Here is a 19,413-nt window from a genome sequence, read left to right as displayed (position 1 = left end):
TCCAGGCTAAAAGAGCATCTGAATTTAGAGAACTTAACTGTAATGGGAGCCAAAAAAGTTAAAACTCATTTACTGTTAAGCTCAATCAGTTTGATAGCTGCAAGAATTGCAGCAGAGAAAATCAAGCTTCAAAACCAGACTTTAGCTGCTTAAAGAGCATTTTAAAACATGATTTTAAGTTACCCAAGCTAAGTGCGTTTAAATTTAGCAGTAAATCTATGGTAAATTTTTAAAATCTACAATTTCAAGTTAAAAGGCTTATTTTTATGATTCACAGACAATATTTTTTTGAATTAAACTAAATTAAGCGTATTATGAAATTCGCTTAATTATAAAATAAATTTAATCAAATCACCTTATAGCTAGAAAGGATGGGTAAAAAATGGAATACTCAGGTAATGGTAAGATATTAAAAATTTATATTGGTGAAACAGATAAATGGAAACATGAACCTTTATATCATGCTTTAATTAAAAAATTTAAAGAAAAAGGTATGGCAGGAGCTACTGTAATCCAGGGAATAGAAGGTTTTGGATTAAATAGCAGAATTAAAACAGCCCATATTTTGCAACTTTCTGAAGACTTGCCATTGGTGATTGAAGTTGTTGATCAGGCTGAAAAAATAGAAAAGATTCTTCCTGAAATAAAAGAAATGGTTACAGAAGGATTGGTAACAATCGAAGATGTCAGAGTAATTAGCTATACAGCAAATAACAAAGAAAAGCAGGATAAAAATTAAACATTATAACTATTATAGTGTTTAATTCACCTGCTTTTTTTACTTTTTTTAAATATAAGATCAGATTAATCCTGTTTAATTTAAAATCTATAAAAATAAAGTACCTGACCAGGTAATAAGTGTGTAACATATTATTGGTCCATAAATTGAATTATAACGTTTATAAAGTAAGCTAAGTAAAATATGAAGACCAAAAGGAACAGCCAGATTTCTCCAGTAAAAAGTAAAATAAAAACCCAGCTCACTAAAACCAGTTTCTGTATAAGCCAGCTGGAAAGGAATATTTAATAAAGCAAATAATATTGCTCCAGCTAAAATAGCTGCAAACTGATTTTTAAATAACCCATACAAACGAGTCTGCACATAGCCCCTAAAAACAATTTCATCAACAAGTGCAACAACGAAAAAATAATAAATAAAATTATCGAGCAAAAATTTAAAATCACTTGAATTAAAACCATAAGCAAACATAGTGATAAAATCATAGTTAACTGTAACTATTATTACAATCCCTAAAACTATCCCCATAACAATTGATTTAAATCCATTCTTTAAATTAAAACCGATTGTAGTTAGATTTTCTCCCCGGGTAAAAACCATCATAATTGCTAAAAATGCCAGCGAAAAAGAAGCATAAGAACCAATATTATCACCTGTTCTAACATAGTATTTACCAACGTTATAATAAGTAATAACTGCAACTAACCAGACTAAAAAAGCACGTAAAGCATCGATTTTATCGTATTTTTTAACCTGTTCCCAATAGGCTGGATCTGTTTTTAAAATATTGAATAACATCTTTTTTCTCCTTTTAATAATATTTATTGCAAGTATAAATAAAGCTTATTAACATAGGTTATAATAGTTAGTCAACTAATGTCAAGTTAAAAGAAACAAAAAAACTGCCCCAGCAATGAGGCAGTTTAATTAACAGTCTATTTTATTCAGGATAGCTTTAATTTAAGCCTATTTACAATACTTATCAGCTTCACCTAAAGAGTTAAATAATTTCATTTTATATTCAATTACTTCTCTTGCAGCCAGAATGCAGTCAGGATAAATTGCATTTGGCTCATACATTTCTCCTCTTTCAGCAAAAATTTCTCTAACTTTTTTATAAAAAGCTGATTTAATATCACTAGAAATATTAACTTTGGTAATACCTAATTCTACTGCTTCTGCAATTTCTTGATCAGGATTACTGGAACCACCGTGTAAAACTAAAGGCACTTCTACTTCTGCTCTAATTTCTTTTAAGAGATCTAGTTTTAACTCGGGTTTCATTGTAGCTGGATAAATACCATGTTTTGTTCCAATAGCAACAGCCAGAGTATCAATCCCAGTTTTTTCAACAAATTCTTTTGCTTTAGCAGGATCAGTATAAATAATATCATCTGCTCCACCTTCAGCTGAATTGCCAGTATTACCAATTGTTCCTAATTCTCCTTCTACAGATATATTTAAAGGATGAGCAATTTCTACAACTTGCTGGCAAATCTTAATATTATCTGCAAAAGACATATGAGAAGCATCGATCATTACTGAAGTAAAACCACATCTAATCGCTCTCAAAACTTGTTCAATGGTAGCACCATGATCCAGATGAATTACCATTGGAACTTTGCTTTGATTAGCTTCTGCAATGCAAGAAGCCACAAAGCTATCTTCTAGAAAAGATAATTCATCAGGGTGAATAGCTAAAATTACTGGTGAATTAGTTTCATTGGCACTCTGAACTACTGCTTTTAACAGCTGGCCACTTCCAATATTAAACGCTGGTACTGCAAATTTATTTTCTTGAGCAACACTTAGTAAGTCTTCCATATTGATTAGCATTTTTACCACTCCATTTATTATTTTAATTATAGTTATGAAATTTTATTTTTAGAACCAGACAATTCGATATAATGTGCAATAACTTCAGCACTATCTTGCTCAACCTGATGAATTAAGTCAAAGTAATTAACATCAGGATCTGCCTGAATAATTTTTTGAGTACTATCACGATTAGCATTCATAAAGTCACAGCCAACATTAATTTTATTGATACCATACTGAACAGATTTCAAGATATTTTCTGAGCCAGAGCCAGATCCACCATGCAAGACTAGTGGAATATCTACACTTGCTTTAATTGCCTGCAGACGTTCAAAATCAAATTCTGGAGTCATTCCTTCAGGATAGTTACCATGTGAACTACCATAGGATATTGCTAGAGCATCTATGCCAGTTTTTTTCACAAAATCTGCTGCCTGATCAGGATTTGTTTTCATATCATCTAAAGTATAATTATCACCTGCAGTAGCTCCTAAACTTCCTAATTCAGCTTCAACTGATACACCATGCTGGTGGGCATAGGAAACTACTGATTTAGTTTCTGCAATATTTCTCTCTAACTCAAATTCTGCTCCATCATACATAACTGAGGAGAAACCATCATTAATTGCTTGATAAACTAACTCCTTATCTGTACCATGGTCAAGGTTTAAAGCAACAGGTACCTTTACCTGGCTAGCTATAGTTTTAACTATTGGGGTAATTAGATTAGTATAAGCATGTTCTGCCAGATGGGCCTGATAAATATTAATAATTATTGGTGCATTTAACTTATTAGCGGTTGTAATAACTGTACGTGCAGTCTCTAAATTAAAACAATTAATGGCCATCACTGCATAATTTTCCTTATTTGCCCGATCAAGTATTTCTTTCATTGCAACATACATTTTGGGCCTCCTTATAGCCTTATAGTCAGTAACTATTATAAAAATATTTTTTAGTAACTGAATAATTGTTAAGATATCTCAACAGCTGACATATCAAATTCTTCTTCCTCTTCTTCCAGAAATTCTTCTTGTTCTACTGGCTCTTTTTTTAGCACAAATAGCAGTATTCCAGTAATTAAAGAACCAATTCCCAAAGCAATTACAAATTTAAGCGGATGATTCATTGCAGGTACAATAAACATTCCACCTGAGGGAACAGGTGAACCAATTCCCCACATCATTGATAAGCCACCACCAATAGCTGCTCCAACTGTACAGGAGAAAATTACTCTAAGTGGGTCAACTGCTGCAATTGGAATAACACCTTCTGTAATCATAGTTATTCCCATTGGAAAAGCAACCTTGATGTTTTCAATTTCACGACTAGAATAAATTTTCTTACCAAAGATTCGAGAAAAAACCCAGGAAAGTGTAACCCCAAATGGTGGAACCATGGAAGCAAGAATTTTAACAGCTTCCGGTTCAAGAACGCCTTCCAGTAATAATCCATCAGCAAAGAGAGAAGCAGTTTTATTGACTGGACCTCCAAAATCAAAAGCAGCCATTCCTCCCATAATTGAACCAAATACAAAACGTGATGCTCCCTGCATATTCATCAAGAAAGCTGTTAAAGCATTGGTAGCTGCTACTATTGGAACTCCAATTACAAAATACATTAACAGTCCAATTACAGTAGTTGAAACCATTGGTAAAATCATCATTGGCATTAAACCTTCGGCCCATTTGGGAACTTTAACATTCTTTTTTAACCAATTAATAAAATAACCAACTAGATATCCACCCAGCATTCCTCCCAGAAAACCTGCCCCAATTGAATTAGCAATTAACCCCATAAATAAACCAGGTGCAATTCCAGGTCGATCAGCAATTGAGTAAGCTATCCCAGCTGCGATTACTGGAGCAAGCAAACCCATGCCCAGTACTCCCAGGGAAACAAGTGCATCTGGAATGGAATATGCTTCTGTATAATCAGCTACTACACTACCACCAGTTAGATTCCCAACTGCTATTAGCAGACCAGCTGCTACAACTAAAGGCAGCATATAAGAAATAGCTGTTAAAGCATGTTTTTTTAATTGTAATTTCTTTAACATTTTTTATCCCCTCATCCCTTTAATAATTCTTCTACCCGGGCAATAAACCCCTTAGGTGATTTGATTACAACGTTGGTAGGTATTTCAATAACTTTTTTATTTTTAAATCTATCCTGACCTGAGATCTTAATATCAGCAGCAATAATAACTACATCCGCTTGTGCAACATCAGATTTAGTTAATTCATTTTCAGCACCAACGGTTCCCTGAGTTTCTACTTTAATTTCATGTCCGGCAGCTTCAGCAGCTTTTAATAATTTTTCTTTAGCAATATAAGTATGAGCTATTCCTGATGTACAGGCAGCAACAGCAACGATTTTCATCTCTTCCACCTCCTTTCAATTTAGTGATTTGTCATAATTTCTAAAATATCATCTGCTGACTCAACAGTTAATAATCTAGCACATACTTCTTCATCTCCCAGAGTAGAAGCAACTTGAGAAAGCAATTTGATATGGACTGTAGTTTTTGCTTCTTCTGGCACTGCAAATAAGAGAATAAATTTAACACCTTTGCCATCAAGGCTTTCCCATTCTAGAATTTCTTTAGTTCTTCCAATAGCAATAGCTGTATTTTCTACATATTTAGATTTACCATGAGGAATAGCTATATATCCTCCCATTCCTGTTTCTCCGATTTCTTCTCTGGCATAAACATCTCTAATAAATCCGGCTTTATCTGAAACAGAATTTGTTTTAACTAATATTTCTGCTAATTCATCAATCGCTTCAGCCTTAGTTGTAGCCTCCAGATTAAGGTTAATTCTCTCTTCTCTAATTATTTTGTTTAAATCCATTTTTAAACACCCCTAATAGCTTTTATTTTTTAGTTTATCTGCTGTTAAAATTTAAGTTTTTTAGTTAATTATATTAAAATCTTTAATTTATTAATTAAATAAGGATAATCTTGATATTCTATCAAATAAAAATTACTGTTTTCTGATCCTTCAAAACAAAACAAAGTATCTTTATTTTGATTACTTTTAGCTAGATATAATTGAACTTTCTTGTCTAGAGAAATAAGCTGCTCTTTATTTATTTTAAGACCAGTTTTTTGTTTAACTTTATTTAGTAGATCAGTTTTAGTCTTAAAATTATAAGTGGCTGCTGGTTCTAAAATCTTAAAGTTTTGTTTTAAATTCTGAACAGACTTAAGCGGCAGCTGCTTATCTAGTAAATTTTTAATATTTCTGATATCTGTTTCACTTAAAAAAGCTGAAACTAAAATATATGGAGTTTCAATATTCAATTTAACTGTAGAAATTATTAGATCAAAATCATCTAGTGAAATAGAATTTAGCTTACTAGAAGATATAACATTGCTAACTGTAATGTTAGAGAATGATTTTTTTAATCTAGTTGCTAAAAGTTGTGAAGTTCCATAGCCACTATGACAGATTACTAAAGCTTTTTTATTTGAACTTAATTTTTCAATTTCTGATTGAAAATAAGTCATAATATAGGCAACTTCATCCAGACTGATTTTTTTGATTTCAAAAAGATCACATACTATATCAGCTGCAATTCTAATCATAAAAAACAAATTACTAAATTCTGCTTTCATTTCCTGAAGCAAAGGATTCTTAATTCTAATTTCAGCATTAAGCCGGTTTAGCATGGGCTTAATATGAAGTAATAATGCCTGAAAAAGACGATTTGTATAAGCAAAATCAATTTCGCTTAAATCAGAAACTACTACTATCAGTTTATGAGTAAACTTTTTTGAAATTAATTCAAGCTTATTATCAAATTCAAAGGTTTGATTATTACTGCTAGCTCCACTGGAAATCAAATATTGATAAATATAAAGTACTTCATTTTCTGGAATAGTTATCTGATAATGATTTTCTATCTTATTAACTATTTTATAAGCATTTTTATATAAACGATTATTTATTTGAGTAATATCAAAACTACCCGAATTTAACTGTTCAAGATTATTACCTTCTTTTACTCTGCGGGTCATAATTAATAAGTGAGTTAATAAGTTGGTATAATATGGTTCATAAATAATCTTATTAATATCACTTTCCAAATCATTCAATAATTTCTGAAAAAATTTAACCTCATTAATTTCGTCCAGTCCTTCGATAGTACTTTCATTTTGACGTAAAATTTGATATTCAATTAAATAATTAGAGTTGTAATTAATATTTTCCTGAAGTACATAAACAAGTGCATTTCTAATATCAATCTCTTTAGCTGAAATTCTAGTGCCATCTCTACTTCTAATAATTTTAATATTAAATTCTTTAAAACTAGCTTCTATATATTTCAAATCATTCAAAATAGAAGTTCGGCTGACATAATATTGATCAGATAATTTCTGTATAGTTGTATATTCTTTTGAGTTTAAAAGTAAAGTTCTTGCAATCTCTGCTCGACGTTCTTCCACAGAAATTGGATCATTAGTACTATTCTGATCATTAATTATCTCCATTAAATCGAGTAATTGCTGATCATTATACAAAAGTTTAACTCCACTGCCTCTTTTTCTTTTGATGGTAACATCGACTTCTTTAATAATTGCCTGAATTTCATCCAAATCTGAAGCTATTGTTTTGTTAGACACATTCAATTTATTGGCAAAGTTTTTAATTGGCTTATATGAATTATCACTTAGCAATAATTTAAATAAATCTATCTGTCTTTGGTTAAGAAGTTGAGCCATATTACCACATCCCTCATTTCTTGATTTAATTATAGCAAAGCCTGCTTATTATTTATATTACAACATATTTCTATAATACTACAGAAATAATGTACACTAGTCACTAAAATTTGAGTTTTCTGACATATTATTCTAATAATATCAGACTATTATGTTATTATTTTATATTATAAAAAAATGGCTCCAGCTTAAAAAAAGCTAAAACCATATCTGCTAATTGCTATTAATTTTTTATTAATCACTATTAATTGCTTTGCTTACCAAGATTAATAACAATAATAGCAGCTGAAACAAGCCCCAGGGCAATAAAAGTATTAAAAGATAATCTTTCGTCTGCTAAAAAAATGGCTGATAAAATGGTCCCTGAAACAGGAATCATAAATCTATAAATACTTATATAACCCAGACTATTATTTTTGATTAAAACATACCATAAACCAAAACCAGCTGCTGAGATAAAAGCAAGATATAAAAGCAGCATAATTGATCCTGGATTAAACTGCAGGGTAAATGGAGATACTTTTGTTAGAGCCAGAACAATTAAAAATATAGCTCCTACAAACATTTGATAGGCAGTTAAAGCAATAATTTCTATCTTTTCTCGACTATTTTTCACCATAATAGTAGCTATTGAAGAAGCTAAAGCTGAAAAAATTATAAAACCTTCTCCAGTTAATTTGAATTCAAAATTAAAACTGCCTTTACTCAAATTAACTAAGACTACTCCAACTAAGCCAATAATTAGACCAATTATCTTCTGATAATTTATCTTATCATTTTGGTAAATAAAATGCGAAACAATTACTGTGAAAAATATTCCAATCGTATTAAGAATAGATCCTTTTACACCAGTTGTGTGAGCTAATCCATTATAGAAAAAGAAATATTGCAAAGTAGTCTGTATCAATCCTAAAAAAAGAATAAATTTTAGCTGTGATCTTTTTAAGTGCAAGCTATTTTTTGAACCAGTTAACAGCTGGAATACAAACAAAAAAATTGCTGCTAGTAAGAAACGATACCCCGCAAATAGCATTTTAGTAAAAATATCATCAGCGGCAATTCCAAATCTATGGTAACCAGTTTTTAAAGCTGGAAAAGCACTCCCCCAGAGAATACAGGCAAAAATTGCCATTAGAGGAACTAGCAGTGGGTGTTTAAAAATATTATCCTCTTTTTCTTTAGACCCGGTTAATTTCTCTGAAGCAGAATTTTCTACTTGAGCAAGCTTGTTTGTCATAATAAATATCCTTCCCCAATCAAAATTAAAATTAAAACTTACTGATTATTAAATATAACAATGATTATATTATATTAAAAGTCACAATTCAAATATAAAAAGATAGCCTTACTTATTAAAATAGTAAGGCTATCTTTTTAATAATTAAGCTAATAAATTATTTCGGCCAACTCAGCTGCTAACCAGCTGCTAAGTTCAGTTTTGATTTGCTGCTTAACTACTTGATCTGAATAGGAATAATCAGCTAGAGTCTTTTTTACTATCTGGAGCAATTGAGCTAATTTAAATGGTTGATCTTTTAAATTATTAGTCAGCTGCTGAACTAAATCACTGTACATTAAATCAGAATAAATAACTGCTTCTTTAATCCTGGCATCACTTAGTTTTAAATTAAGTTCAATCCCACCCCAACTAAAACGATGGGCCAGAGCAAGATCAAAATCTGGCGTTTTACCAAAACGCCAGTTCCAATCAGCATATTTAGTATAAAGCTCTGTAAGTCGATCATTTTTTTCTATCATAATTTGTGGCAAAGTTTGCCCGCCATTATATTTTTTACTAAAACTATTTTTAATAGCTGCTATTACATCTGCTACAGTTATATTTTGCTCAATATCTGTTAAATTGATCACCCGGGAAATTACTGAATCAATTCCTTTAGCTTTAATCTTTGCTTCAGCAACTTTAAGGTAAGCAGCCAGTTTAAATAAATCACTATTAACTAAAACTGTCCCATGGATATAAGCAGACTTTTTCCCATAATAAAATGCATTACCAGAAATTTTTTTGTCTTGATAAAGCAAATCATTACGACCAGAAAATTTAGCTGCTATACCAAGATCTTGCAGAGCAGTAAGAATGGGAGTTAGCTGTTCCTGCAGCTGATAAAATCGTCGCGGCATCAAAATGGTATAATTTAAATTACCCAGATCATGAAAAACTGCTCCTCCGCCTGATAATCGTCTTGCTAGTTTACCACCATCAGCTTCCAGTTTGCCAACTAAACATTCTTGCCAGGCATTCTGATTACGACCAATAACAACTGTTTTTTCATTTTGCCAGAGATAAATAATTATTTCTGAACTATTTAGATTCTCCAATAAATATTCTTCAACCGCCAGATTATACCAGGGATCATGGCCTTTACCTAAAACTAATCTAGCCTGCAGATGATCCGACTGTGCCATTAAAAAATCCCCCTATCTGAATTGCTAAGTTAAAATTCATAAGAATCTCTCCTCTGGTTAGTAAATTTAACTAGCTCTGCTTTATTTTTATAAAAATTTAACTAGCTCTGGCTAAATTATATATAATCACTCAATTAGCGTCAACTAAATTTAATTTTATTTAACAGCAGCTGCTGGCATAGCTGCTTTAATACTTTCTATAAACTCAGCTGCTTTAGCTAACATTTCTGCTTCATCTCCGCCTGTCTGGATAGTTTCAATTAAGGCACTCCCTATAATTATACCATCAGGATAATCAATTATTTTTTTTACTTTTTCCGGGCCATCAATTCCAAAACCCAATCCCAGAGGAAGCTTGCCTGCAGCCTGCCTTACTCGATCTAGATAGCCTTTTAGTTCAGGATATATCTGATCATTAGCTCCAGTAGTTCCAAGCAGAGCAACACAGTAGAGAAAGCCTTCACTTTGACTGGCAATCTGCTGCAGACGCTGCCGGGAAGTATTAGGAGTAACCAATCTAATCTGACTGATTTCCTCCTCTGCTAAATAAACTGGCAGTTTAGCAGCAGCATCAACCGGCAAATCTGGAATAATTACTCCTGCTATGCCTGCTTTTCTGGCCGCCCGGGCAAATCTTTCTTCTCCAAAATTAAGAATTGAATTATAATATCCCATTAGAATTAAAGGAACATCTATTTTATCACGCAATTTTTCTAAACTAATTAGTAATTTTTTTAGAGTTGTACCACTCTGCAGAGCACGCTGAGCAGCAGCCTGAATTACCGGGCCATCAGCTAATGGATCTGAAAAGGGAATTCCTACCTCAATCAAATCAGAACCTGCTTCAGCCAGACAGGGAATTAATTTCTCTGTCAGAGCAAGATTAGGATCCCCCCCACAGATATAGGTGATGAGCGGCTTTTTATCTTTAAATTGTTGGGCAATTATATTATCTTTCAGTTTAGACATGCAGATCAGCCTCCTCAATTTTCCTGAAATTATTAATATCTTTATCGCCTCGACCAGATAAATTAACTACCACAACATCTTTTTTCTGCAGCTGAGGCACTAATTTTTCTAAATAAGCAAGTGCATGGGAACTTTCTAAGGCTGGAATAATTCCTTCTTTTTCACTTAATAGTTTAAAGGCAGCGATAGCTTCTTGATCAGTAACAGATTGATAATTAACCCGCTGCTTTTCTTTTAAATAGCTATGTTCAGGTCCAACTCCGGGGTAATCGAGTCCGGCTGAAATTGAATAAGCAGGAATAACCTGTCCATCTTCATCCTGCAATAAGTATGATTTACTACCATGTAAAATTCCTACTCGACCAGCAGTTAGAGTTGCTGCATGTTGATCAGTTTTAACACCATGACCAGCTGCTTCGATACCGATCAGTTTAACATTTAAGTCCTCTAAAAAAGGATAAAAGATTCCCATTGCATTACTGCCTCCACCAACACAAGCTAAAATATAATCAGGCAGCTGACCAGTTTCTTCACTAATTTGACGGCGGCATTCATCACCAATAATACGCTGAAAATCACGTACCAGCATTGGATAAGGATGTGGTCCAACAACTGACCCAATTATATAATGAGTATCCTCAACATTACGAACCCAATCACGAATTGCTTCATTAGTAGCATCTTTTAGAGTCTGACTACCCGAAGTAACCGGAATTACTTTAGCCCCCAGCATTTCCATTTTATAAACATTAAGAGCCTGCCGTTCGATATCTTCTGCTCCCATATAAATTTCACATTCCAAATTAAAGCGGGCTGCAACAGTAGCAGTAGCAACACCATGCTGACCAGCACCTGTTTCGGCAATAATTCTTTTTTTACCCATTCTAACTGCTAATAAAATCTGACCCAGGGTATTATTAATTTTATGGGCTCCTGTATGATTAAGGTCTTCTCGTTTTAAATAAATCCTGGGCCCATCATAATAATTACTTAATTGTTCAGCAAAATAAAGTGGGGTTGGCCTGCCGCTGTAATTTTTAAGGAGAGATTTCAATTCATTTTTAAATTCTGGTTTATCTTTTAATTCTAGATATACTGTTTCTAATTCATCCAGAGCTGGTACAAGAGTTTCTGGTACAAATCTACCTCCAAAATCAGCAAAATATCCTCTGCTCATCTCAAACTCATTTTTTACTGCTCGACTCATCTTTGCTCATCCCTTCTTTAAATAAATTTAAGTTTTAATTTACCAGACTTTTCTACTTGAAAATTTCTAATCTTGGTAATTACCTGTTCCAAAAGACGGTTACTTTTAATCCCCGGTGAAGTTTCTATTTTACTATTTATATCAACTGCAGCTGGTTTAACCTGCTGTAAAGCTGTTTCTATATTATCAGCCCCTAGACCACCAGCCAGAATAAAAGGTTGCTCAAATTCTTGTTGGGCTAAAAGCTGCCAGTTAAATGTTTTACCAGTACCTCCAGTCTGCTGGCCAGCCTTAGTATCAAAAAGTAAGTAATCAGCAGCCTCTCTATACTGATCAACAAGTTTAAGATCACTACTTTTAGCCACTGGAATAGCTTTAATTGTTTTTAATGGTACTTTTCTAAGTAGGTCTGGATCTTCCTGTCCGTGAAACTGAATATAGTCAAAAAGCTGACTTTCTATTATCTCAATTAATTTTTCTTGGGAAGGATTAACTACAACCGCTACTCTAATTACAAAAGGTGGCAGCCCGGTGGTAATTTTTTTTACTTTTTTTATTGAAACCTGTCTAGGACTGTCAGCTAAAATAAATCCTAATGCATCTACTCCCAACTTAACTGCATAAAGCAAATCACTTTTTCTCTGCAAACCACAAACCTTAACCATGACTTTTTTAGTTTTCATTAGTTTACCTCCTCAAGCTCCTTATAAGCTGCTTAACTAATTCCTAATTCTTTTACCTTTTTAATAGGATCAGGGGCTCTCATTAAAGTTTCACCAATTAAAACTCCGTCAACACCCAAGTCTTTTAAATAACTAATATCTGTTTTAGTTTTAATTCCACTTTCAGCAATTATATAATAGTTAGCCCGCTGACCTTTATTTTTAATTATATTTAATAGCTCAGCTGTTGTCTGTAAAGTAACTGTAAAATCATGGAGATTCCTATTATTAATCCCGATAATTTTTGCTTCAGTGGCCATAACTCTTGCTAGTTCTGCTGCTGTATGGACTTCAACTATAGCTTCTAGACCAAGTTCTCTGCTTAAACTAAGTAATTTTTCCAGCTGCTGTTGACTTAAAATAGCTGCAATTAAGAGAATTACATCTGCTCCTAGAAAAAGACTCTGGTAAACCTGGATAGCATCGATAATAAACTCTTTCCGCAAAACAGGCAAATTTGTAGCCTGACGAACTTGAGCTAAAATTTCTGTACTGCCCTGAAAAAATTGCTGATCAGTTAAAACTGAAATTGCTGCTGCCCCTGCTTTTTGATAAGCTTGCAGCTGCTTTATAGGTTGAAAATTAGCCTTAATTAAACCTTTGCTGGGTGAAGCTTTTTTTATTTCAGCCAGCAGACTTAAATCTGGTTCAGCCAGTTTAGCTTGCAGGGGATGATTTGGTTTTTTCAGAGCAGCTATTTCTTCTTTTTTTACCTGCACAATTTTGTCTAAAATCATAAGACCGGCTCCAGAGAGTTGCTGCACTCAATTAGCTCAGCTAATTTTTGATTTGCCTGACCTGAATCAATAATTGCTGCTGCCAAATTAATCCCAGCTGAAAGATTATCACATTTACCGCTAACTAAAAAAGCTGCTGCTGTATTAAGCAAAACTATATCCCGTCGGGGCCCCTTTTCTCCTTTTAAAATAGCAAGTGTTATTGCTTTATTTTCAACTGGAGTGCCCCCCAAAACAGCAGAAATTGGAGCGGCTTGTAGATCTAATTCAGCTGGATCAATGCTAAATTCTTTAATCTGACCATTTTTGAGATAAGCAACTTTATTTTTTCCAGCTAGAGAAAGCTCATCAATTCCTCCTGCACCATAAACAACAAGGGCAGATTTTAAACCTAGATTTTTAAGTACCTCTGTCAATGGTCGCACCAACTCCTCCTGATATACTCCCAATACCTGATAGTCGGCCTGGGCTGGATTAGTTAAGGGACCTAAAATATTAAAAATAGTTCGCAGGCCGAGCTCTCGCCTTGGCACAGCAGCATATTTCATTGCCTGATGAAACTGAGGGGCAAATAAAAATGTTATTCCACATTTTGCTAAACAATCAGCTGCAGCCTCTGGAGTTAAATCTATTTTAACCCCTAGTGCCTCTAAAAGATCTGCACTTCCACTACGCGAAGAAACAGAACGATTACCGTGTTTAGCAACTTTTAATCCTCCTGCTGCCATCACCAGAGCTGCAGTAGTAGAAATATTAAAAGTTCCTTTTTCGTCACCACCAGTTCCACAGCTGTCAATTAATCCAGTTAATTTTGTCCTGACGGGAGCTGCTTTTTCCCGCATTACCTGAGCTGCTCCTGTTATCTCAGCTATAGTTTCTCCTTTCATTCGTAAGGCAACTAAAAATCCAGCTAACTGACTGTTAGTAATTTTACCATCCATTACCAGCCTCATTGCCGCTACCATCTCAGCTCTACTTAAATCATCTTCTTGCATTACTTTAGTTAGATAATTATTAAACATCTGCTCTCCTCCTCTAAATCTGATCTCTCTTTTTACTATTCTTTACAACTGCTGCCTGCTGTTATATTCAAAAAATTTTCAATAATCTGGGGGCCAGCTTTAGTCAAAATTGATTCTGGATGAAACTGGACACCATATAAGGGATAATCACAATGTTTAAGTGCCATAATTTCTCCTTGCTCACTTTCTGCCAGAATCTGCAATTTTTCACTTAAACTTGCTTTTTCTACTAATAAAGAATGATAACGAGTTGCTTGAAATTCAGTTCCTAACCCAGCAAAAATTTCTTCTGAACCAGGCAACTTTTTAATCAAAGATACTTTACCATGGACTACTTTTGCTGCCCGGACAATTTTACTACCAAAAGCCTGAGCCAGACATTGATGACCTAAACAAACTCCCAGAATTGGAATACTATCCTGAAACTTTTTAATTAAAGCTAGTGAAATACCAGCTTCAGATGGAGTTCCTGGCCCGGGAGAAATAACTATTTTTTCTGGTGACATTAATTCAATATCACTCAAAGTTAAGCAGTCATTGCGATAGACTTTAACTTCAGCAAATTCTGCCAGTAAATGAACCAGATTATAAGTAAAAGAATCATAATTATCAATAACTAAAATCATCTAAACCTGCCTCCTTAACTAAAGTCAGAGCCTCGAACAAGGCACGCCCCTTATTTAAAGTTTCCTGATATTCTTTCTCTGGCTGAGAATCAGCTACAATACCTGCTCCTACCTGTAAATTTAGTTTTCCAGCCTGCAGCGAAAAAGTTCTAATTGTAATACAACTATCAAGATTACCATTAAAAGCAAGGTAGGCAACTGTCCCAGCATAAACTCCACGAGCTTCTTTTTCTAATTGATCTATTAGCTCAACTGCTTTGATCTTGGGAGCACCCGAAACTGTTCCAGCAGGGAATACTGCTTTTAAAACATCGAGGCTATCTAGATCCGGCTGCAGTTCAGCTTCTACCTGAGATACAATGTGCATCACACGCGAATATTTTTCAACTGCCATTAATTCTGTTACTTCTACACTGCCTGGCACTGCTATCCGGCTCAGATCATTTCTACCAAGATCAACTAACATTGTATGTTCAGCTCTTTCTTTCTCATCTGAAACTAATTCTTCGGCCAGCTTTTGATCAGCAGTTTTATTTTCTCCCCGGGGTCTTGTCCCGGCCAGTGGTCTAGTGATAACTTTGTTATCTCTGACTCTTACCAGTACTTCTGGCGAGGAACCAATTACTTTAAGCTCAGGGAAATTAAGATAAAATGAATAGGGAGCAGGGTTAACTGAGCGTAAAGCCCGATAAATCTTAAAGGGAGGCAGCTTATTTTTAAGTGAAAATTTTTGCGACAATACTAACTGAAAAATGTCTCCTGCTTCAATATGCTGCTGAGCCTGTTTAACCATTGCAGAAAATTCTGCCTGAGTAGTATTAGAACTAAATTCAGTTTCTGATTCATTTAAAGTAAAATACTCTTCTGAATGCTTTTCAGAAATTGAACCAGAGTGTTTTGGCTGTTTATTTCTTAATTTATCTATTACTTTCTCGATTTCAGCACAGGCAGTTTGATAAACTCTACGCAATTGTAAATTATCAGTTCTTTCTGGAAGCTGAACATTATTTATAATTTTAACTGTATTATGCCGGTGATCATAGGCAATTATAATCTTTGTCATAACAAGCATGCTGAGCGGATTATCGGCTTGCTTTAATTTTCTATCAGCTTCCAGATGATAGATGTCTTCCCATTTTTCGATCATTTCATAGCTGAAATATCCAACAAAGCCTCCAGAAAAAGGGGGCAGCTTTTCGTCTTCATAAACATTCAATTTTTTTAAGTAGGATTGTAAATAAGGAATTATTTCTGTTTCAGGTAAGTTTTCTACCTGACCATTACTGATAATCTCTAGATAATCAGGATAATTTTTTAAAACTGCAGCTGGTTTTAAACCTAAAAATGAATAACGATCATTTTCTGAACTCTCTAGTAAATAACTATACTCTTGCTGACAGGCCAGTCTCTGATAAAGAGCAATTGGAGTTTCAATGTCACTAATTAGCTCTTTATAAAGTGGAATCAAGTTATAATCTGCAGCTAAATTTGAAAATTCGCTAAAACTCTTCACTGTTCTCTCCTCCTCATAGTAGCTAAACTTAAATTTTAGCCAGCTTAATAAATTAGCTTTAAAAATAAAAAAACGACCGGACATAAATAGCCCGGCCGTAATTATCTAATTTGAGTTAAAGAGATATTCTAATTTAACTGCTCACATCGAATCCAGGCATCCATTAATAGCTGGATCACTGTCTCCAATTTTTGTCAGCAGTAAAATATACATACAAATAACAAATCATAACTTGCTATAAATATTCAGCTAAACTAACTGAATTAAGTTACTACTTGCTACCTAATTATTATTTTATCTAATCTAATCTCATCTCATCTCTAACTCTGCTCAGCTTAGGCTCTACTCTAATTTTTTCAAGTATATATTATTTTAAACCGTCTGTCAAGGATTTACTAGTTAAAACTTTAGATCTAAAAATTAAGTCAGCGATGCTTGATATATTTTATCAATAGCAGATTCTAGAACAGAAGTAAATTCTGCTTCACTCTGTTCAACTTGCAGATCCTGCAGTAAAGCTCTAGAATAACTAGCAATCATCGCATGATTTTTAGCTAATAAATCGACTGCTTCTTGCTGTTCATAGCCACCAGATAAAGCAACTACTCGAACAACTTTAGGATGATCAATTAACTCTTGATAAAAATCTGGTTGATCAGGTAGTGATAACTTAAGCATTACCAATCTGTTATCAGCTAAATTAACTAGATATTTAAGAATTTCCTGTTTTAAAATAGCTTCTGATTCAGCTTTATCCTGACTGTGGATATCAACTTCTGGTTCAATAATTGGCACAAGACCAGCTGCCATTATCTTTTCAGCATAATCGAATTGCTGTTCAACTACCTTTTTAATTCCAATTGGATTAGCCTCTTTGATTACTGAACGCATTTTAGTACCAAAAACATTATTTTTTTGTGCTTCTTTAAGCAGAGAATCAAGCTCCTGCATAGGTTTCATTAACTGTACACCTTCCTGCAGTTCAGCAAGTCCCTCATCAACTTTTAAAAAAGGAACAATATGTTTTTTTTGCCAGAGATATTCTGTTGTTGGTAATCCTTCCATTTTGCTACGCATGGTTTCTTTAAATAAAATAGCACCAATTATTTTATCTGGTTTAAAAGCAGAATTAGTAATAACTCTGGTTCTCATTTGGTGAATTAAATTAAACATTTCTTCCTCTGTATTATACTCAGTTTCTGCAACACCATAACCAGCCAGAGCTTTAGGAGAACTACCCCCACTTTGGTCCATTGCTGCAATAAAACCTGACTTATTTTTCATGATATCTAATTGTTGTTGATTCATAATTTATGCACCTCACTTAAAATATTTACTAACTTAATAATTATCAACTGCCAAAATTGCATCTTTTACCATTTCAGCTGTCACAGGAAATGGCATATTATGCATTGTATCATCTTCAGCACAACTGGCTTCTGCTACCTGCATAATTTCTGCTTCGTCAATTTCTTTAACTCCTAAATCAGCTAAATTAGTTGGCAGTCCGAGATCACGGCAAAATTCAGTAACCTGCTTAATCTCAGCTGGAGAACGATCTTCCAACACAAGCTGTACTAGAGTTGAAAAAGCAACTTTTTCGCCATGAGTCATTGCATGAGTTGCTTCCAGTACAGTCAGACCATTGTGAATAGCATGAGCCGCAGCCAGTCCACCACTTTCAAAACCAATTCCACTTAATAAAGTATTTGCCTCGACAATTTTTTCAAGCGCTTCTGTAACAGCTCCTGCTGCAGCTGCTTTCCTGGCATCTCGCCCATACTCAAGCAGAGTATTATAACATAATTCAGCTAGCTTAACTGCTGTTAAGGTTTGTGAACCACCTGCAATAGAAGCCGTTCTAGTCTGAGCACAGGCAGCTGCTTCAAAATAAGTTGCCAAAGCATCGCCCATACCAGAAATCAGAAAACGTTCTGGTGCCTGGGCCACAACTTTAGTATCGACTAAAACTACATCCGGATTTTGATCTAAAAATAAATATTTTTCAAAAACTCCTGTTTCAGAATAAATAACTGCTAGCGCACTGCAGGGAGCATCAGTAGCTGCAATAGTCGGTACAATAACTACTGGTAACTTACTATAATAAGAAACAGCTTTTGCTGTATCAAGAGTTTTTCCGCCTCCAATCCCAATAATTATTTCAGAACCATTTTCTTCAGCTAACTGCTGCAGACGGTTAATCTCTGCTTTTGAACATTCTCCCTGAAAATGTTCCTGTTTAACCTGCATATTAGCCAAGCCAGCCTTAATTTGTTCAGCAAATAAATCAGCCACTACCGGATCAACAATTACAAAAACATTTTCTCCCAGCTCTTTAAAATGTTCTTCCATTTGAGCAAGAATATCCTTACCCTGAACATACTTTGCTGGTGACTTTAAAACTCTTGCCATAATTACCACTCCTTATAATTTGGTACTGCCAAGAATTAAAACAAATACTAAGTCCATTCTAAACTAATTTCAAATATATTAAATTTTTGAGAATCATTATTAATTAACTAACTATATATAATATTATTGTTTAGAAGTAAAATTCCTGCTTTTAGTTAATTAAAATGGTTCTTTGACAAATGTTGTGAAATCTAAATAGCACCGTTTGAATCATGTTATCTCTTTGTTTTTTTGAATTACTCTTAAATACTTAGCAATGATAAAAATACTCGGCGTTTTAAGTTTTCAACTTTGGGAACACCGTAGCCAATTCTTTTGATTAATTTGATTTTGTTGTTTAATCCTTCAGCAAATCCGTTGGTTATTCTAGTTTTAAAATAGTTAATAATGTGTTGTTCCCAGCGTTTTACTGTTCCTTTAGCTCTATAGAAAAGATTTAATTTAGACTGACTAACATTTTCATACCAGTTATTTAAAGCTTGAATAGACTCTTTA

20 protein-coding genes are annotated in these 19,413 nt (G+C 33.8%); 1 reads left to right on the top strand and 19 read right to left on the bottom strand.

What is annotated here, in order from left to right:
• Window positions 1-382: 382 nt before the first annotated feature.
• On the top strand, window positions 383-739 hold the full coding sequence (locus tag BMZ74_RS12365; protein WP_089862531.1) for a DUF190 domain-containing protein: 357 nt from the start codon (window positions 383-385) through the stop codon (window positions 737-739).
• A gap of 87 nt (window positions 740-826) precedes the next feature.
• Here BMZ74_RS12365 and BMZ74_RS12360 read toward each other — a convergent pair whose 3' ends face one another.
• From BMZ74_RS12360 to BMZ74_RS12270, 19 genes are all read right to left on the bottom strand, one after another.
• Complete coding sequence (locus BMZ74_RS12360; protein ID WP_089862530.1) at window positions 827-1,537, bottom strand: CPBP family intramembrane glutamic endopeptidase; 711 nt, start codon at window positions 1,535-1,537, stop codon at window positions 827-829.
• A gap of 168 nt (window positions 1,538-1,705) precedes the next feature.
• Window positions 1,706-2,575: a ketose-bisphosphate aldolase gene (locus BMZ74_RS12355; RefSeq protein ID WP_089862529.1), complete on the bottom strand. Its 870-nt coding sequence runs from the start codon at window positions 2,573-2,575 to the stop codon at window positions 1,706-1,708.
• Between the two features lie 32 nt (window positions 2,576-2,607).
• A complete protein-coding gene (locus tag BMZ74_RS12350; protein ID WP_089862528.1) occupies window positions 2,608-3,462 on the bottom strand; it encodes a class II fructose-bisphosphate aldolase in 855 nt (284 codons plus the stop codon).
• A 68-nt stretch (window positions 3,463-3,530) separates the two neighbouring features.
• Complete coding sequence (locus BMZ74_RS12345; protein WP_089862527.1) at window positions 3,531-4,616, bottom strand: PTS fructose transporter subunit IIC; 1,086 nt, start codon at window positions 4,614-4,616, stop codon at window positions 3,531-3,533.
• A gap of 11 nt (window positions 4,617-4,627) precedes the next feature.
• Window positions 4,628-4,939 carry a PTS fructose transporter subunit IIB gene (locus tag BMZ74_RS12340; protein ID WP_089862526.1) on the bottom strand — a complete coding sequence of 104 codons (312 nt, stop codon included), beginning with the start codon at window positions 4,937-4,939 and terminating at the stop codon, window positions 4,628-4,630.
• A 20-nt stretch (window positions 4,940-4,959) separates the two neighbouring features.
• Window positions 4,960-5,412: a PTS sugar transporter subunit IIA gene (locus tag BMZ74_RS12335; RefSeq protein WP_089862525.1), complete on the bottom strand. Its 453-nt coding sequence runs from the start codon at window positions 5,410-5,412 to the stop codon at window positions 4,960-4,962.
• Between the two features lie 68 nt (window positions 5,413-5,480).
• On the bottom strand, window positions 5,481-7,286 hold the full coding sequence (locus BMZ74_RS12330; RefSeq protein ID WP_089862524.1) for a BglG family transcription antiterminator: 1,806 nt from the start codon (window positions 7,284-7,286) through the stop codon (window positions 5,481-5,483).
• Window positions 7,287-7,530: 244 nt separating this feature from the next.
• The gene (locus BMZ74_RS12325; protein ID WP_089862523.1) at window positions 7,531-8,523 is read right to left on the bottom strand and encodes a DMT family transporter; all 993 of its coding nucleotides are present in this window, start codon (window positions 8,521-8,523) and stop codon (window positions 7,531-7,533) included.
• A 149-nt stretch (window positions 8,524-8,672) separates the two neighbouring features.
• A complete protein-coding gene (gene lplA / locus BMZ74_RS12320) occupies window positions 8,673-9,710 on the bottom strand; it encodes a lipoate--protein ligase (RefSeq protein ID WP_089862522.1) in 1,038 nt (345 codons plus the stop codon).
• A 156-nt stretch (window positions 9,711-9,866) separates the two neighbouring features.
• The gene (trpA, locus tag BMZ74_RS12315; RefSeq protein ID WP_089862521.1) at window positions 9,867-10,679 is read right to left on the bottom strand and encodes a tryptophan synthase subunit alpha; all 813 of its coding nucleotides are present in this window, start codon (window positions 10,677-10,679) and stop codon (window positions 9,867-9,869) included.
• Window positions 10,672-11,886, bottom strand: coding sequence for a tryptophan synthase subunit beta (gene trpB, locus BMZ74_RS12310; protein WP_245750888.1), 1,215 nt, complete (start codon window positions 11,884-11,886; stop codon window positions 10,672-10,674). Before trpB ends, trpA begins: the two co-directional genes overlap by 8 nt.
• Before the next feature lie 17 nt (window positions 11,887-11,903).
• Window positions 11,904-12,569 carry a phosphoribosylanthranilate isomerase gene (locus BMZ74_RS12305; protein ID WP_089862520.1) on the bottom strand — a complete coding sequence of 222 codons (666 nt, stop codon included), beginning with the start codon at window positions 12,567-12,569 and terminating at the stop codon, window positions 11,904-11,906.
• A gap of 32 nt (window positions 12,570-12,601) precedes the next feature.
• A complete protein-coding gene (gene trpC, locus BMZ74_RS12300) occupies window positions 12,602-13,345 on the bottom strand; it encodes an indole-3-glycerol phosphate synthase TrpC (protein WP_089862519.1) in 744 nt (247 codons plus the stop codon).
• Complete coding sequence (gene trpD / locus BMZ74_RS12295) at window positions 13,342-14,367, bottom strand: anthranilate phosphoribosyltransferase (protein WP_089862518.1); 1,026 nt, start codon at window positions 14,365-14,367, stop codon at window positions 13,342-13,344. Before trpD ends, trpC begins: the two co-directional genes overlap by 4 nt.
• Window positions 14,368-14,402: 35 nt before the next feature.
• Window positions 14,403-14,993 (bottom strand): anthranilate synthase component II, encoded by a 591-nt coding sequence (locus BMZ74_RS12290; RefSeq protein WP_089862517.1) that lies wholly within the window; start codon window positions 14,991-14,993, stop codon window positions 14,403-14,405.
• Window positions 14,977-16,506: an anthranilate synthase component I family protein gene (locus BMZ74_RS12285; RefSeq protein WP_245750887.1), complete on the bottom strand. Its 1,530-nt coding sequence runs from the start codon at window positions 16,504-16,506 to the stop codon at window positions 14,977-14,979. The genes BMZ74_RS12290 and BMZ74_RS12285 overlap by 17 nt, the downstream gene beginning before the upstream one ends.
• A 420-nt stretch (window positions 16,507-16,926) precedes the next feature.
• Window positions 16,927-17,814 (bottom strand): fructose bisphosphate aldolase, encoded by an 888-nt coding sequence (locus BMZ74_RS12280; protein WP_089862515.1) that lies wholly within the window; start codon window positions 17,812-17,814, stop codon window positions 16,927-16,929.
• A 33-nt stretch (window positions 17,815-17,847) separates the two neighbouring features.
• Window positions 17,848-18,918: a glycerol dehydrogenase gene (locus BMZ74_RS12275; protein ID WP_089862514.1), complete on the bottom strand. Its 1,071-nt coding sequence runs from the start codon at window positions 18,916-18,918 to the stop codon at window positions 17,848-17,850.
• Between the two features lie 242 nt (window positions 18,919-19,160).
• Window positions 19,161-19,413, bottom strand: a 253-nt coding sequence (locus BMZ74_RS12270) for a transposase (RefSeq protein WP_143070175.1), incomplete at its 5' end; no start/stop codon positions are given.

The sequence above is a fragment of the Halanaerobium salsuginis genome (assembly GCF_900114545.1).
Lineage (GTDB): Bacteria > Bacillota > Halanaerobiia > Halanaerobiales > Halanaerobiaceae > Halanaerobium > Halanaerobium salsuginis.
Note: the sequence above shows the minus strand (reverse complement) of the source record. Positions and strands in the feature narration are given on the sequence as shown.